Origin of the sequence: Ottowia sp. oral taxon 894, assembly GCF_001262075.1 — a bacterium.
Classification (GTDB): domain Bacteria; phylum Pseudomonadota; class Gammaproteobacteria; order Burkholderiales; family Burkholderiaceae_C; genus Ottowia; species Ottowia massiliensis.
In genome coordinates this window covers 1,030,234-1,043,219 of sequence record NZ_CP012073.1, presented here as the reverse complement: position 1 = coordinate 1,043,219, position 12,986 = coordinate 1,030,234, and the positions used below count along the sequence as shown (strand labels likewise).

At 66.6% G+C, this 12,986-nt stretch carries 13 protein-coding genes; 4 read left to right on the top strand and 9 right to left on the bottom strand.

Annotation, left to right across the window (positions count from 1 at the left end):
- The first annotated feature begins 60 nt into the window (after positions 1-60).
- The 4 genes from metK (at position 61) to ADJ79_RS04400 (ending at position 5,064) form a co-directional block, all read left to right on the top strand.
- A complete protein-coding gene (metK, locus tag ADJ79_RS04415; RefSeq protein WP_050714960.1) occupies positions 61-1,242 on the top strand; it encodes a methionine adenosyltransferase in 1,182 nt (393 codons plus the stop codon).
- A gap of 24 nt (positions 1,243-1,266) precedes the next feature.
- Complete coding sequence (locus ADJ79_RS04410) at positions 1,267-2,106, top strand: substrate-binding domain-containing protein (RefSeq protein WP_050714959.1); 840 nt, start codon at positions 1,267-1,269, stop codon at positions 2,104-2,106.
- A 400-nt stretch (positions 2,107-2,506) separates the two neighbouring features.
- The gene (gene argG / locus ADJ79_RS04405) at positions 2,507-3,850 is read left to right on the top strand and encodes an argininosuccinate synthase (protein WP_050714958.1); all 1,344 of its coding nucleotides are present in this window, start codon (positions 2,507-2,509) and stop codon (positions 3,848-3,850) included.
- Between the two features lie 452 nt (positions 3,851-4,302).
- Positions 4,303-5,064 (top strand): TSUP family transporter, encoded by a 762-nt coding sequence (locus ADJ79_RS04400; RefSeq protein ID WP_050714957.1) that lies wholly within the window; start codon positions 4,303-4,305, stop codon positions 5,062-5,064.
- Between the two features lie 165 nt (positions 5,065-5,229).
- On the opposite strand, the gene ADJ79_RS04395 is transcribed toward ADJ79_RS04400, so the two are convergent.
- The 9 genes from ADJ79_RS04395 to ADJ79_RS04355 all read right to left on the bottom strand — a co-directional run bounded on the left by ADJ79_RS04395 (position 5,230) and on the right by ADJ79_RS04355 (position 12,949).
- Positions 5,230-6,210, bottom strand: a complete 981-nt coding sequence (locus ADJ79_RS04395; protein ID WP_050714956.1) for a uracil-DNA glycosylase family protein — start codon at positions 6,208-6,210, stop codon at positions 5,230-5,232.
- 21 nt (positions 6,211-6,231) lie between these two features.
- Positions 6,232-6,687, bottom strand: coding sequence for a ribosomal protein S18-alanine N-acetyltransferase (rimI, locus tag ADJ79_RS04390; protein ID WP_050714955.1), 456 nt, complete (start codon positions 6,685-6,687; stop codon positions 6,232-6,234).
- On the bottom strand, positions 6,684-7,436 hold the full coding sequence (tsaB, locus tag ADJ79_RS04385; RefSeq protein WP_050714954.1) for a tRNA (adenosine(37)-N6)-threonylcarbamoyltransferase complex dimerization subunit type 1 TsaB: 753 nt from the start codon (positions 7,434-7,436) through the stop codon (positions 6,684-6,686). The genes rimI and tsaB overlap by 4 nt, the downstream gene beginning before the upstream one ends.
- A 21-nt stretch (positions 7,437-7,457) precedes the next feature.
- Positions 7,458-7,889: a nuclear transport factor 2 family protein gene (locus ADJ79_RS04380; RefSeq protein ID WP_050714953.1), complete on the bottom strand. Its 432-nt coding sequence runs from the start codon at positions 7,887-7,889 to the stop codon at positions 7,458-7,460.
- A gap of 162 nt (positions 7,890-8,051) precedes the next feature.
- Complete coding sequence (trpC, locus tag ADJ79_RS04375) at positions 8,052-8,855, bottom strand: indole-3-glycerol phosphate synthase TrpC (protein WP_050714952.1); 804 nt, start codon at positions 8,853-8,855, stop codon at positions 8,052-8,054.
- Positions 8,852-9,157: a hypothetical protein gene (locus ADJ79_RS04370; RefSeq protein WP_156304023.1), complete on the bottom strand. Its 306-nt coding sequence runs from the start codon at positions 9,155-9,157 to the stop codon at positions 8,852-8,854. Before ADJ79_RS04370 ends, trpC begins: the two co-directional genes overlap by 4 nt.
- Positions 9,158-9,218: 61 nt before the next feature.
- Positions 9,219-10,244: an anthranilate phosphoribosyltransferase gene (gene trpD / locus ADJ79_RS04365; RefSeq protein ID WP_050714950.1), complete on the bottom strand. Its 1,026-nt coding sequence runs from the start codon at positions 10,242-10,244 to the stop codon at positions 9,219-9,221.
- A 270-nt stretch (positions 10,245-10,514) separates the two neighbouring features.
- Complete coding sequence (locus ADJ79_RS04360) at positions 10,515-11,441, bottom strand: SGNH/GDSL hydrolase family protein (protein ID WP_050714949.1); 927 nt, start codon at positions 11,439-11,441, stop codon at positions 10,515-10,517.
- Between the two features lie 128 nt (positions 11,442-11,569).
- On the bottom strand, positions 11,570-12,949 hold the full coding sequence (locus ADJ79_RS04355; protein ID WP_050714948.1) for a Na+/H+ antiporter family protein: 1,380 nt from the start codon (positions 12,947-12,949) through the stop codon (positions 11,570-11,572).
- Positions 12,950-12,986: the final 37 nt, after the last annotated feature.

The window sequence follows — 12,986 nt, the reverse complement described above, 5'->3', positions numbered from 1 at the left end:
TTTGCAAAACGGTTTTGCAAACGCGGCGGCGACGCGCAACCCAAGGAGTTTATTCACATCATGGCGAGCGACTTTCTCTTCACATCCGAATCCGTTTCCGAAGGCCACCCCGACAAGGTGGCCGACCAGATTTCCGACAGCATCCTGGACGCCATCCTCGCGCAAGACCCGCGCGCGCGTGTGGCCGCCGAAACGCTGACCAACACCGGCCTGGTGGTGCTGGCCGGCGAAATCAGCGCCAATGCCAACGTGGACTACATCCAGGTGGCGCGCGACACCATCAAGCGCATCGGCTACGACAACACCGACTACGGCATTGATTACAAAGGCTGCGCCGTCATGGTCTGCTACGACCGGCAAAGCAACGACATCGCCCAGGGCGTGGATCAGGCCAGCGACGACCACCTGAACACCGGCGCGGGCGATCAGGGCCTGATGTTCGGCTACGCCTGCGACGAAACGCCCACCCTCATGCCCGCGCCCATCCACTACGCCCACCGCCTGGTCGAGCGCCAGGCCATGCTGCGCAAGGATGGCCGCCTGCCTTTTTTGCGCCCCGACGCCAAAAGCCAGGTCACGCTGCGCTACGTGGACGGCAAGCCCCACAGCATCGACACCGTGGTGCTCTCCACCCAGCACAGCCCTGACCAGAGCGAAAGCGCCACGAAGATGAAGGCCAGCTTCATCGAAGCCGTGATCGAGGAAATCATCAAGCCCGTGCTGCCCGCCGAGTGGCTTAAGGACACGCGCTTTCTCATCAACCCCACCGGGCGCTTCGTCGTCGGCGGCCCGCAAGGCGACTGCGGCCTGACGGGCCGCAAAATCATCGTGGACACCTACGGCGGCGCCTGCCCCCACGGCGGCGGCGCTTTCAGCGGCAAAGACCCCACCAAGGTGGACCGCAGCGCCGCCTACGCCGCCCGCTACGTGGCCAAGAACATCGTCGCCGCCGGGCTGGCGCGCCAGTGCCAAATCCAGGTGGCCTACGCCATCGGCGTGGCGCAGCCCATGAACATCACCGTCTACACCGAAGGCACCGGCAAGCTGCCTGACGAAAAACTGGCCCAGCTCGTGCGCGAACATTTCGATTTGCGCCCCAAAGGCATCATCGAAATGCTCAAGCTGCAACGCCCCATCTACGCCAAAACCGCCGCCTACGGCCACTTTGGCCGCAACGAGCCGGAATTCAGCTGGGAGCAGACCGACAAGGCCGAAGCCCTGCGCGCCGCCGCCGGTCTGTAAGGCACGCCGCAGCGATCACGGGCCATGCAAGTGACACGAGCCGCCTGGCTATCCGCCTGCCTGCTGGCGCTGGCTGCCTGCCTGCCCGGCTGCACGCCCACACGCGAGAGCGCGCCTTCAGCCGGGCAAGACACGGGGCAGGCCGCTTCCGGCGGCGCGCCCGCGCCTGGCGCAATCCGCCTCTGGGCCGACAGCGCCTTGCGCCCTGCCGTGCAGGCCATTGCCAGCCGCCACGAAGCGCGCACGGGCCAGCCCGTGGCGCTCACCTTCGGCCCTTCCGCCGCCTTGCGCCAGCGCATCAGCCAGGGGCAGGAAGCCGACGTTTTCGTGGCCGCCGGCTCCACCCAGCCGCAGCAGCTGGCATCTGGCGGGCAATGGCAGCCGCCTGCCGTCATTGCCAAAGACAGCCTGTGCCTGATGACCGCGCCGCGCCTGACCGTGGCGCCTGCCACGGCGCTGGGCGCGCTGCTGCGCGCCGATGTGCGCGTGGGCGCCTATCAGCCCGGCGCCGAGCCGCTGGGCGATGCGTTCTGGCAATTGGTGGACCGCGCCGACCAGCTCCAGTCCGGCGCGCATGCCACACTCACCGCCAAAGTTCATGTGCTCTCCGGCGGCCAGCCCCTGCGCGAAGAGCTGATGCAGGGCCGCATTGATGCCGCCGTGCAGGGCTGCATCGGCGCGGGCGCAGACGCGGCCTCCACCGCCCTGGGCATCACCCCGCTGCCCGCCGCGCTGGACACGGGCCTGCCCTACACCCTGACCTGGCGGCTCAAGGCTTCTGAAGCCGCCCGCCAACTGGCGCAGGCCATGCAGTCGCCCGAAGCGGCGCAGCAGTGGCGCGCCCTTGGCCTGCAAGCGCCCTGAAAGGCTGTTCAAGGTCCATCCGCAGGCGCAAGCGGCTTGCGGTTTGCGCTTGGCCGTTCATCCCGATGCCCAGGCCTTTGCCCTTCGCGGCCAGATTGCAAGCAGGCTCTGATGGATGTCGGCCCAATGGCCGCGCGCCCAGCCCGCGCCGGCCCCCAGCGCCGAAGGCCAAGCCCGTGCGCAGCCTGCCTGGAACGCAAGAAGGCGGCCCGGGCAAGGCAGGCGGCATGATTTCGCTCCCCTATCCATAGCTAGATGTCCTAGTGGAAATTGCGCGAAACGGCATTTTGATGCCCCTTGATTCGCTCTTCTTTTTGACATTCCCCGGCTGGCGAAAACTGGGCCTGGGGGCTGGTTCTAAGATACGTTTTTCATTTTTCACTCCCTAACTGTTTTCCACATGTCCACCATCTTGCAATCGCTTCCCACTGGCCAGAAAGTCGGCATCGCCTTTTCCGGCGGCCTGGACACTTCCGCCGCTCTGCTGTGGATGCGCCAGAAAGGCGCCGTGCCCTGCGCCTACACGGCCAATCTGGGCCAGCCTGACGAAACGGATTACGAGGCCATTCCGCGCAAGGCCCTGCAATACGGCGCCGAACTGGCGCGCCTGATTGACTGCCGCCGCCAGCTCGCGCACGAAGGCATCGCCGCCTTGCAATGCAGCGCCTTTCACATCAGCACGGCGGGCGTGACCTACTTCAACACCACGCCGCTGGGCCGCGCCGTCACGGGCACGATGCTGGTAAACGCCATGAAGGAAGACGACGTGAACATCTGGGGCGACGGCTCCACCTTCAAAGGCAACGACATCGAGCGCTTTTACCGCTACGGCCTGCTGGCCAACCCCGGCTTGCAAATCTACAAACCCTGGCTGGATCAGCGCTTCATCGACGAACTGGGCGGGCGCAAGGAAATGTCCGAGTTCCTGCGCGCATCAGGCTTTGACTACAAGATGAGCGCCGAAAAAGCCTACAGCACCGACAGCAACATGCTCGGCGCCACGCACGAGGCCAAAGACCTGGAAGAACTCTCCAGCGGCATCCGCATCGTCGAGCCGATCATGGGCGTGGCCTTCTGGCGCGCGGACGTGGACATCCGGCCCGAAGAAGTGCGCGTGCGCTTTGAAGAAGGCCAGCCCGTGGCGCTCAATGGCCAGACCTTTGACGACCCCGTGGCGCTCATGCTCAAGGCCAACGAAATCGGCGGCCGCCACGGGCTGGGCATGAGCGACCAGATTGAAAACCGCATCATCGAAGCCAAAAGCCGGGGCATTTACGAAGCGCCGGGCATGGCGCTGCTGCACGCGGCCTACGAGCGGCTGGTCACGGGCATTCACAACGAAGACACCATCGAGCAATACCGCATCAACGGCCTGAAGCTGGGCCGCCTGCTCTACCAGGGCCGCTGGTTTGACCCGCAGGCCATCATGCTGCGCGAGATGTCGCAGCGCTGGGTGGCGCGCGCCATCACGGGCGAAGTCACGCTGGAGCTGCGGCGCGGCAACGACTACAGCATTCTCAACACCGAAAGCCCCAACCTCACCTACGCGCCAGAGCGCCTGTCGATGGAAAAGGTGGAAAACGCCCCCTTCACGCCCGCCGACCGCATCGGGCAGCTGACCATGCGCAACCTCGACATCACCGACACGCGCGGCAAGCTCGGCGTGTATGCCCGCGCCGGACTGCTGCAACTGGGCCAAGACTCGGTGCTGCCGCAGCTTGGCCACACGCGCCAGCCGCAGTAAGCGCCTGCCCAGCGTCTGGCCGAAGGGGAAACAGGCGGATCAGGAGGGCGGATCGGGCCGGACTGCAAGGCGCAAGACGGCCCGAAGCCGCAGGCAGATGGCCAGCAGGCTCCGCCGGCTCCCGGGGCGTGACAGCAATACGGGCCGCCGCGCAATCGGGCAAATCCCAATAGGCAAGCGGCTTTTCCGCGCATACAGTTCCCTCCATCGCAGCGCCGCAGGGCCTGGCCAGGCGAGCTGCCGCGAGGGGACCGAAGGAGACAAACCGCCAAGGCCAGCCTCCGCAAGAGGCACAAAAACACAAACAGGCCGCGCCAGTTGCATGAAGCGACCCGCACGCCGGGTTTTTACGGGCATCGCAAGATGCCCGTTTTTCTTGGCCCTTTCTTCTCATCCGCCCCGGGCGCAAGCCTTGCGCCGCGCCTTGCATTCACCACTCACGGACAGGCCGCATGCTCGATCTGCTCATCGTCTCTTGCGCCTCGCTGCTGGCGGGGCTGATTGACGCCATCGTCGGCGGCGGCGGCCTGGTGCTGGTGCCCACGCTGTTTGCCGCCTACCCCGCCATGCCTCCGGCCACCTTGCTGGGCACCAACAAAAGCGCCTCGGTATGGGGCACGTTCATCGCCGCCGTGCAGTACAGCCGCCAGGCGCCCATGCGCTGGCCCGTGCTGCTGCCGGCCGCCGCCGCTGCGCTGCTGGGTTCGCTGGGCGGCGCGTGGACGGTCACGCAAGTCGAGCCAGACTTTTTGCGCCGCCTGCTGCCCCTCATCCTGATCGCCGTGCTGGCCTACACGCTGGCCCGCAAAGACCTGGGCCGCATCCACGCGCCGCGCTACGCCCTGCGCGGCGAGCAGCTGGCCGCCTCGCTCATCGGGCTGGGCATCGGCTGGTACGACGGCTTTTTCGGCCCCGGCACGGGCAGCTTCTTCATCTTTCTGTTCGTGCGGCTGCTGGGCTATGACTTTCTCAACGCCTCGGCGGCCGCCAAACTGCTGAACGTGGCCACCAATGTGGCCGCCATCGCCCTGTTCGCCGCCAAGGAGCATGTGTGGTGGCAGGCGGGCCTGGTCATGGCCGCTGCCAATGTGGCCGGCAGCCTGATCGGCACGCGGCTGGCGCTCAGGCACGGCGCGGGCTTTGTGCGCGGCGCGTTCATTCTGGTGGTCAGCGCGCTGATTCTGAAAACGGGCTACGACGCTTTCTTCAAGTAAAGGCGCATAAGCGCCTGATGCCGCTTCTTGCGCTCCCTGCCAGCAGGCCGCAAGCATCAGAAGCAGGATCAATTCGCTCCTGTATCAATAGCATGAGATCCTAGTGGGACGGGCGCTGAAGCCGCTTTTGATGGCCCTGGATTTGCTCCTTTTTCTGGTGTGCATTCAGGGCTGCGTTTGCTCCCGCATCACTTGCAGGGCCAGGCACAAGTCCTGCCAGGCGCGGGCCTTGTCGGGCGGGTTGCGCAGCAGGTAGGACGGGTGGTAGGTGACGATGACGGGCACGCCTGCGTACTGGTGCGCGCGCCCGCGCAGGCGGCCAATCGGCTCGCTGGTTTGCAGCAGCGACTGCACGGCAAAGCGCCCCATCGCCAGAATGACTTGCGGCTGCACCAGCGCCACCTGGCGGCGCAGGTAAGGCTCGCAGCGGGCCACTTCGTCCGGCTGCGGGTTGCGGTTGGCGGGAGGGCGGCACTTGAGCACGTTGGCGATGTACACGCCCTCGGCAGGCGGGCCGCCGGCCTGGCCTCCCTGGCCCGCCTGGCCCGCGCGTTTTTCCAGCGCGTCGATGGCGTCGTCCGCGTGGCGCGACAGGCCCATGGCCGCCAGCATGGCATCGAGCAGCTTGCCCGCCGGGCCGACGAAAGGCTGGCCCTGCCGGTCTTCCTGCTCGCCGGGGGCTTCGCCAACCACCATCCAGCGGGCCTGGCGCGCGCCCGCGCCAAACACGGTCTGGCGGCGGGTTTCGCACAAGCCGCAAGCCTGGCACTGGGCGACGGCGGTTTGCAGCGCAGGCCAGTCCATGTCCGCGACGGCCTGGGCGCTGGCGGCGGGCGCTTCGGGCCGGGCAGGCGCTTTGGGTGCTTCGGGCGTTCCGGGTGCTTCGGGCGTTCCGGGTGCTTCGGGCGTTCCGGGCGTTCTGGCCGGAGCCTTTGGCCCCGCAGGCGCCGCTTCTGCCCGCGCGGCAGCTGGCGGCGGCAAAACAGGCGCGGCGGCCCGCGCTTCAGGCGCTGCCGCATCGGGCTGGCACGGCCCTTTTTCTTTGGCGAGGCGGGCCTTGGCGCGGGGCAGCCAGTGGGTGCGGATGCCCATTTCGGCCAGCATGGCGCGCTGGCGCTCGCTCAGGGTGTCCCTCAAGGTGTCCATTTCGGCGGCTTTGGGGCAGGGTCAGAGATCCAGGCGCATGACGATGGCGTCTTCGCGCTGATTGTTGGCGCCCGGGTAGTAGCCGCGCCGCAGGCCCGCTTGCGCGAAGCCGCATCGGCGGTACGCGCGCAAGGCGCGCTCGTTGCTGGCGCGCGCTTCCAGCCAGACGCACGCCGCGCCCTGCCCGCGCGCCCAGAGCGCAAGCGCCCGCAGCAGCACGCCGGCCAGGCCCTGGCCCTGGCTTTCGGGCGCCACGGCCAGGTTGAGCAAGTGCGCTTCCTGCACGCCGGGCATGGCCACAAGGTAGCCCAGCAGCCGCTCTCCGGCCATCAGGCCCAGCAGGCAGTTGCCTGCGGCCAGCGCGCTGGCAAAGTGCCCGCGCGTCCACGGATGGGCCTGCGCGGCTTGCTCAATGGCCAGCACGGCGTCCAGATGCGACGCCGTCAGGGCCTGCAGACGCGGCGCGGGGGCTGTCACGCGCGGCCCTCCGTCCGGCCTTGCTCCGCCCGCTTCTGCTTCGCTGCTTCCGCCGCGCGGGCGGCCAGCCGCTCGGCGGTGGTTTGCGCCACTTTGTCGCGGATGTACAGGGGCAGCGCCTGCTCGGCGGGCAGGCCCTGCCCGGCGGCCAGCATGGGCGCGGCCAGCGCGAGCAAGGCCGTGGCAGCGGGCTGGGCGGGCAGGCGGGGCAGGCTGTCCAGCGCGGGCGGCAGGCGGCTGCCGCAGGCGCTGGCGGCGTTGCCCGCCAAGGCCCAGCCAGCGGCGGACTCACCAGCGGGCAGGGCCAGCTCCTCGGGCGCGCACACGCGCGCGGCGTCCAGGGCGCGCCAGGCATCTGCCTGCCAGATGAAAGGGGCGGCATAAACCTCGCCCATGCGGGCGTCCAGCCAGGCAAGCGCGCGCGTGAGGCCGTGGCGCTGGCGGGCGTTTTCGGCCACGGCCAGCAGGGTGTCGATGGGCAGCACGGGCACGCCCGCGCCCCAGGCCAGCCCCTGGGCCACGGCGCAGGCGGTGCGCAGGCCGGTGAAAGCGCCGGGGCCGCGCCCGAAGGCGATGGCGTGCAGGCCGGCCACGGCCAGCTGCGCCTGCTCCAGCAGCGCCAGCGCCTGCTCAATGAGCGTGGCGGAGGCTTGCGCGCCGCCGGCCGCCTCGTGCGCGAACACCTGCGGGCCGCGCTGCACGGCGATGGAGAGCGTTTCGGTGCTGGTGTCAAAGGCCAGAAGATTCATGGCGCGGGCGCGTCTTGGGTTTCAGTGTTCAGACGGAGCCTGGGCCTGCTTGCGCAGCGCCGAGGCAATGAGCGTTTGCGTGCCAAACCAGCCCCAGTAGATGCGGTGGCGCTGGATGAGGCGGCCTTGCAGCTCCATGAATTCGAGAATGTCGATTTGCTCGCCCTGCGGCGTGGCGCGGGGGTATTCCCACACGAGCAGGCCGCCTGCGCTCAGAAAACGCCCGTCGCGGTGCCAGCGCACGAGTTCGTTGGGGCGGCGGCGCGTGCCTTCTTCGAGGAATTCACGGATTTGCGCGTGCCCGCGCAGCACGCCGCTGGCGCGGTTCAGGATGACGGGCACAAGGGGCGACTCCAGCTCGGCGTCTTCGGCGTAGAGCGCCAGCAGCGCGGGCACGTCGCGGCTGCGGGCGGCTTCGTGCCAGCGGGCGTAGATGAATTCGGCATCGGTCATGGATGGACTCCTTCTGGCGGCTGAAAAGCGCGGCGCTCCGGCGCATGCCGGGGCGGGAAGGCAGGCGCTATTTCTGCTCCTTGTTCCATAGCAATACCTCCTGGATGAATAAGCGCAGATGCCATTTTCAGGCCCCTGAATTTCGCTCCTCTTTTTTGCTCTTCAGCCGCCAAACAGCTCGGCCAGCGCGCGGCCTGGCTCGCTGGCGCGCATGAAGGTTTCGCCCACGAGGAAGGCGTGCACGCCTGCCTGGCGCAGGCGCTGCACGTCAGCGCGGGTGGCGATGCCGCTTTCAGCCACGGGCAGGCGGCCGGCAGGCAGGGCGGGCAGCAGATCGAGCGTGGTTTGCAGCGTGGTGGCGAAGGTGCGCAAGTTGCGGTTGTTGATGCCGATGAGCGGGGTTTTCAGGCGCAGCGCGCGCTCCAGCTCGGCGGCGTCGTGCACTTCGGCCAGCACGGCCATGTCCAGGCTGTGGGCCAGGGCTTCCAGCTCGGCCATTTGCGCGTCTTGCAGGCAGGCGGCGATGAGCAAGATGGCGTCGGCGCCCATTGCGCGGGCTTCGTAAACCTGCCAGGGATCGATGATGAAGTCTTTGCGCAGCACGGGCAGGCCGCAGCTGGCGCGCGCTTGCTTGAGGTAGTCGGGGCAGCCCTGGAAGAACTGCCGGTCGGTGAGCACGGAAAGGCAGGCGGCGCGGGTAGCGCCGTCGCCCTGGGCATAGCTTTGGGCGATGTCGGCGGGCGCGAAGTCGGCGCGGATGACGCCCTTGCTGGGGCTGGCTTTCTTGACTTCGGCGATGACGGCGGCCTGCCCGGCGGCCACTTTGGCGCGCATGGCGGCGGTGAAGTCGCGCGTGAGCACGCGGCTTTCGGCGTCGGCGCGCATGGCGGGCAGGGGAATTTTTTTCTGGCCGGCGGCGATTTCCTCGCGCTTGACGGCGATGATTTTTTGCAGGATGTCGTTCATGGCTGGCGGGCGGTTTCAGCGGCGCTTTGTGCGGCAGCGGGCGCGCCGCCTGGTGTGCTGTTGGGCGTGTCGTTCTGTGCGCTGTTTGGCGCGCTGTTTGGCGCATTTCCGGGCGCGCCGCCTGCCGCGCTTTCTGTCTTGCTGCCCGTCTCGCCGCTTTCTTCATGAATGCCGCGCCGCAGGTTGCGGATGGTTTTGATGAGCATGAAGTAGGTCATCAAAGCGGCGATGACGATGACGATGGCGAGGGTGCCGAAGATTTTGAACAGCTCCGCCGTGGTGGGCATGTCGTGGTGGAACATGGGGCGCGCTCCTTTTCTTGCGTGTGGGCTGCCGGGGTGGCCTTGCGTGTTTCGTGCGGCTTCAGGCAGCGCGGCTGAAGGCTTGCACCTGCTCCAGCTTGGCTTGCGCCGCGCCGCTGGCAATGGCGGCGCGCGCCTGCTGCACGCCTTCGGCCAGGCTGGCGGCCACGCCGGCGACGTAGAGCGCGCCGCCCGCGTTCAGGGCCACGATGTCTTGCGCCTGGCCCGGCTGGCCTGCGAGCACGGCGCGCACGATGGCGACCGATTCGGCGGGCGTGGCCACGCGGATGCCTTGCGGCGGCTGGGTGTCGAGGCCGAAGTCTTCGGGGCGGATTTCGTATTCGCGGATTTGGCCGTTTTGCAGCTCGGCCACGAGGGTGGGCGCGCCCAGGCTGATTTCGTCCATGCCGTCCAGCCCGTGCACCACGAGGGCGTGCCGCGCGCCCAGGGCTTGCAGCACGCGCGCCTGGATGCCGACCAGATCCGGGTGGAACACGCCCATGAGGATGTTGGGCGCGTCAGCCGGGTTGGTCAGGGGGCCGAGCAGGTTGAACAGGGTTCTCACGCCCATTTCCTTGCGGATGGCGGCCACGTTTTTCATGGCCGGGTGGTGGTTGGGCGCGAACATGAAGCCCACGCCGGTTTCGGCCACGCATTGGGCGATTTGCTGCGGCGTGAGGTTCAGCTGGATGCCCAGCGCCTCCACGGCATCGGCGCTGCCCGACTGGCTGGAGACGCTGCGCCCGCCGTGTTTGGCCACGCGCGCGCCGGCGGCGGCGGCCACGAACATGGCGCAGGTGCTGATGTTGAAGGTGCGCGCGCCGTCGCCGCCGGTGCCTACCACATCGACCAAATGCGTTTTGTCGGCAATGGGCACGGGCGTGGCGAATTCGCGCATGACTTGCGCGGCGGCGGTGATTTCGCCCACAGTTTCCTTTTTCACGCGCAGCGCGGCGGTGATGGCCGCCACCATCAGCGGCGAAATCTCGCCGCGCATGATCAGCCGCATCAGGTGCAGCATTTCGTCCTGAAAGATTTCGCGGTGCTCAATGGCGCGCAGCAGCGCCTCTTGCGGGGTGATCGGCATGTTTCAGGTCTTTCGGGGAGAACTCGGGAATTCAGGGATTCGGAAACTCAAGGAGGCGGAGGCGGGCAGGCCAATGAAAAAGGCCGCCTGTCGCCCCTTCGCGTCAGGCGGCCCTGCGCCTTGCCTGAAGGCTGGATTGCTTCATTGACAGGAGCAAATTCAGGGCATCAAAAAGGCGCTTTGCGCAGTTTCCACCAGGAGCACACGCTATTGATCCAATAGCGAAAAACGCTGCTTTGCCTGGGGCGCCGCCCGCCAGCGCTCAGGCGCTCACCAGTGGTCGCGCAGGCTCGAATAGGCGTTGTTGCCGTAGCTGCTGCTGCCGTACAGGCGGTTGGCCAGGGGGGTGAAATACAGCTTGTCGGCAAACAGGTACTGCTCCACCTTGGCGCCGCTGACCAGCGTGTTGTTGGTGCAGGTGGTGGCATCGGGCGTGGTGCACACGGGGTCTTTCGCGTTGGCGAAAAGCGGATCCTTCGTTTCGTTCGCAATCAGGTTGTAGAACAGGCCGGGGTTGATGGCCAGGACGGTGCGGCCCCATTTCGTGTCCGCCAGCGACAGCAGCATGGCGTCGTTGAAAGCCACGGACAGATCGCGGATGGCGTTGGCCTTGGCTTCGCCCTGGGCGCGCGCCCAGGGCGACAGGCCCAGGTTGTACACGCCCGAAACCACCACGTGCTTGGCCCCCGCCTCGGACAGGCGCTTGGCCAGATCGCCCAGCGCCGTGCCGGCGGCCTTGACCGTGGCCGTGGTCGTGGCGGAAATGCCGGTTTCGTTCACGGCGGTCACGATGTCGGTGTGGCCGCCGGAGAGGATGATCACGTCGCTGTCTTCAAACTTGTTGTTCAGCCTGGCCAGCAGCGCGTCCACCTGCGCGGACAGGCTGGGCGCGCCGCCGCCCGTGGGATCGGCGGCGATGATGCGGGCATTGCCGCGCGCGTAGCTCAGGCCGCCCGTGGAGCTGTCAGCCAGGGTCAGGCCGAAATGGGAGGCCAGCTGCTGCGTCCACAGCATGGAGCCGTCGTTGATGGTGTAGCGCTTGCCGTCGTGGCCCAGATCAATCATGCCGTCGCCCACGGCCATGAAACGCGTGGGCGTGAGCTGCTGCACGGTGGAGCCGGAGCCGCAAGCGGCCAGCAGGCTGGCCGCCGCCACCAGCGCCACGGCGGCGGCGCGGGAGAACCAGGAAGTCTTCATGTGTCAGGTCTTTCCAGAAAAAAGGGGAAAAGAAGAAAAGGGCGGGGAAAAAATCGCGCCCGAGTTTAGAACCCCGGCAGGCAGCGGCCCGCGCGACCCTCTTGCGCCGCCTGGCCGCAGGCGGGCGCTTACAGCACCAGCGCCGCAACCCAGCCCGCCAGCAGCAGCGGAATGTTGTAGTGAATGAAAGTGGGAATGACGCTGTCTTTGACGTGGTTGTGCTGGCCGTCGGCATTGAAGCCCATTGTCGGGCCGAGGGTGGAGTCCGACGCGGGCGAGCCGGCATCGCCCAGCGCCCCGGCCGTGCCGATGATGGCCACCGTGGCCAGCGGAGAAAACCCCATGTGCACGCAAATCGGCACGTAAATGGCGGCAATGATCGGCAGCGTGGAAAACGAGCTGCCAATGCCCATCGTCACCAGCAGCCCCACCAGCAGCATGGCCAGCGAAACCAGCGCCTTGCTGTTGCCGAAAAAAGCCACGCTGTCACGCACCAGCGGCTCGATGCCGCCCGTGGCATTCATCACGGCGGCAAAACCATTGGCGGCAATCATGATGAAAGCGACCATGCTCATCATGCGAATGCCGCTATTGAAAACCGTATCGGCCTGCTGCCAGTGAATCACGCGCGAAACCATGAAAATGGCAAAACCCAGCAGGCCCGCAAGAATCAATGAGCCGGTATATTTCTGCGCCAGAAAGGCAATGCTCACGGCAATCACCGCGACAATAATATTTTCCCGTTTGACCGCCACCTGCTCCGCCGCCCCTTCAACCGGCAAATCCTGATAATGGCGCGGCTTGCGGTAGCTGAAGAAAATGGCCGCCGCCAGCCCCGCCAGCATGCCCAGCGCAGGAATGAACATGGCGTGGTAGATATTGACGCCGGATACATCCATGCCGAATTTGCTGATATTGCCGAGCAGGATTTTGTTCAGGAAAATGTCGCCAAAACCATAAGGCACGAACATGTAGGTGCAAACCAGCCCGAAGGTGATCACGCAGGCGAGCATGCGGCGGTCCAGCTGAAGGCGGTTCATCACCACCAGCAGCGGCGGCACCACCAGCGGAATGAAGGCGATGTGGATGGGGATGAGGTTTTGGCTCATGATGCTCATCAGCAAAAGCGCCGCTATCAGCAGCCATTTCACATAATGGCCGCTGCCTTGCGTGGCGCGCCTGACAATGACATTGGCCATGGCCTGCGACAGCCCCGAATAGGAAATGGCCACGGCAAAAGCGCCCAATACCGCGTAAGACAGCGCCGTGGTGGTGCCCGCCGTAATGCCTTCCTCAAAAACCTTGACCAGATACTTCAATTTCAGCACCAAGCCCGGTTCAGTCACGCCCGCAACGGCATCGGGCGGCAAGGCGGCCAAAATGGTGGCGGCCGGAATATCCGCCATCAGCCCGCCCGCAAAGGCGCTGATGATCAGGCTGAAAACCACATGCACGCGCGCCAGCGACAGCGCCAGCATCAGGCACACGGCAAAAACGACTGGATTCATTCCAAAACTCCAAATGAAAATACAAAAAGATAACCGG

Bases quoted from the DNA above. Each gene is read 5' to 3' on its own strand.
- metK (WP_050714960.1), top strand. From the start codon at position 61: ATGGCGAGCGACTTTCTCTTCACATCCGAATCCGTTTCCGAAGGCCAC.
- ADJ79_RS04410 (WP_050714959.1), top strand. From the start codon at position 1,267: ATGCAAGTGACACGAGCCGCCTGGCTATCCGCCTGCCTGCTGGCGCTG.
- argG (WP_050714958.1), top strand. From the start codon at position 2,507: ATGTCCACCATCTTGCAATCGCTTCCCACTGGCCAGAAAGTCGGCATC.
- ADJ79_RS04400 (WP_050714957.1), top strand. From the start codon at position 4,303: ATGCTCGATCTGCTCATCGTCTCTTGCGCCTCGCTGCTGGCGGGGCTG.
- ADJ79_RS04395 (WP_050714956.1), bottom strand. From the start codon at position 6,210: ATGGACACCTTGAGGGACACCCTGAGCGAGCGCCAGCGCGCCATGCTG.
- tsaB (WP_050714954.1), bottom strand. From the start codon at position 7,436: ATGAATCTTCTGGCCTTTGACACCAGCACCGAAACGCTCTCCATCGCC.
- ADJ79_RS04380 (WP_050714953.1), bottom strand. From the start codon at position 7,889: ATGACCGATGCCGAATTCATCTACGCCCGCTGGCACGAAGCCGCCCGC.
- trpC (WP_050714952.1), bottom strand. From the start codon at position 8,855: ATGAACGACATCCTGCAAAAAATCATCGCCGTCAAGCGCGAGGAAATC.
- ADJ79_RS04370 (WP_156304023.1), bottom strand. From the start codon at position 9,157: ATGTTCCACCACGACATGCCCACCACGGCGGAGCTGTTCAAAATCTTC.
- trpD (WP_050714950.1), bottom strand. From the start codon at position 10,244: ATGCCGATCACCCCGCAAGAGGCGCTGCTGCGCGCCATTGAGCACCGC.
- ADJ79_RS04360 (WP_050714949.1), bottom strand. From the start codon at position 11,441: ATGAAGACTTCCTGGTTCTCCCGCGCCGCCGCCGTGGCGCTGGTGGCG.
- ADJ79_RS04355 (WP_050714948.1), bottom strand. From the start codon at position 12,949: ATGAATCCAGTCGTTTTTGCCGTGTGCCTGATGCTGGCGCTGTCGCTG.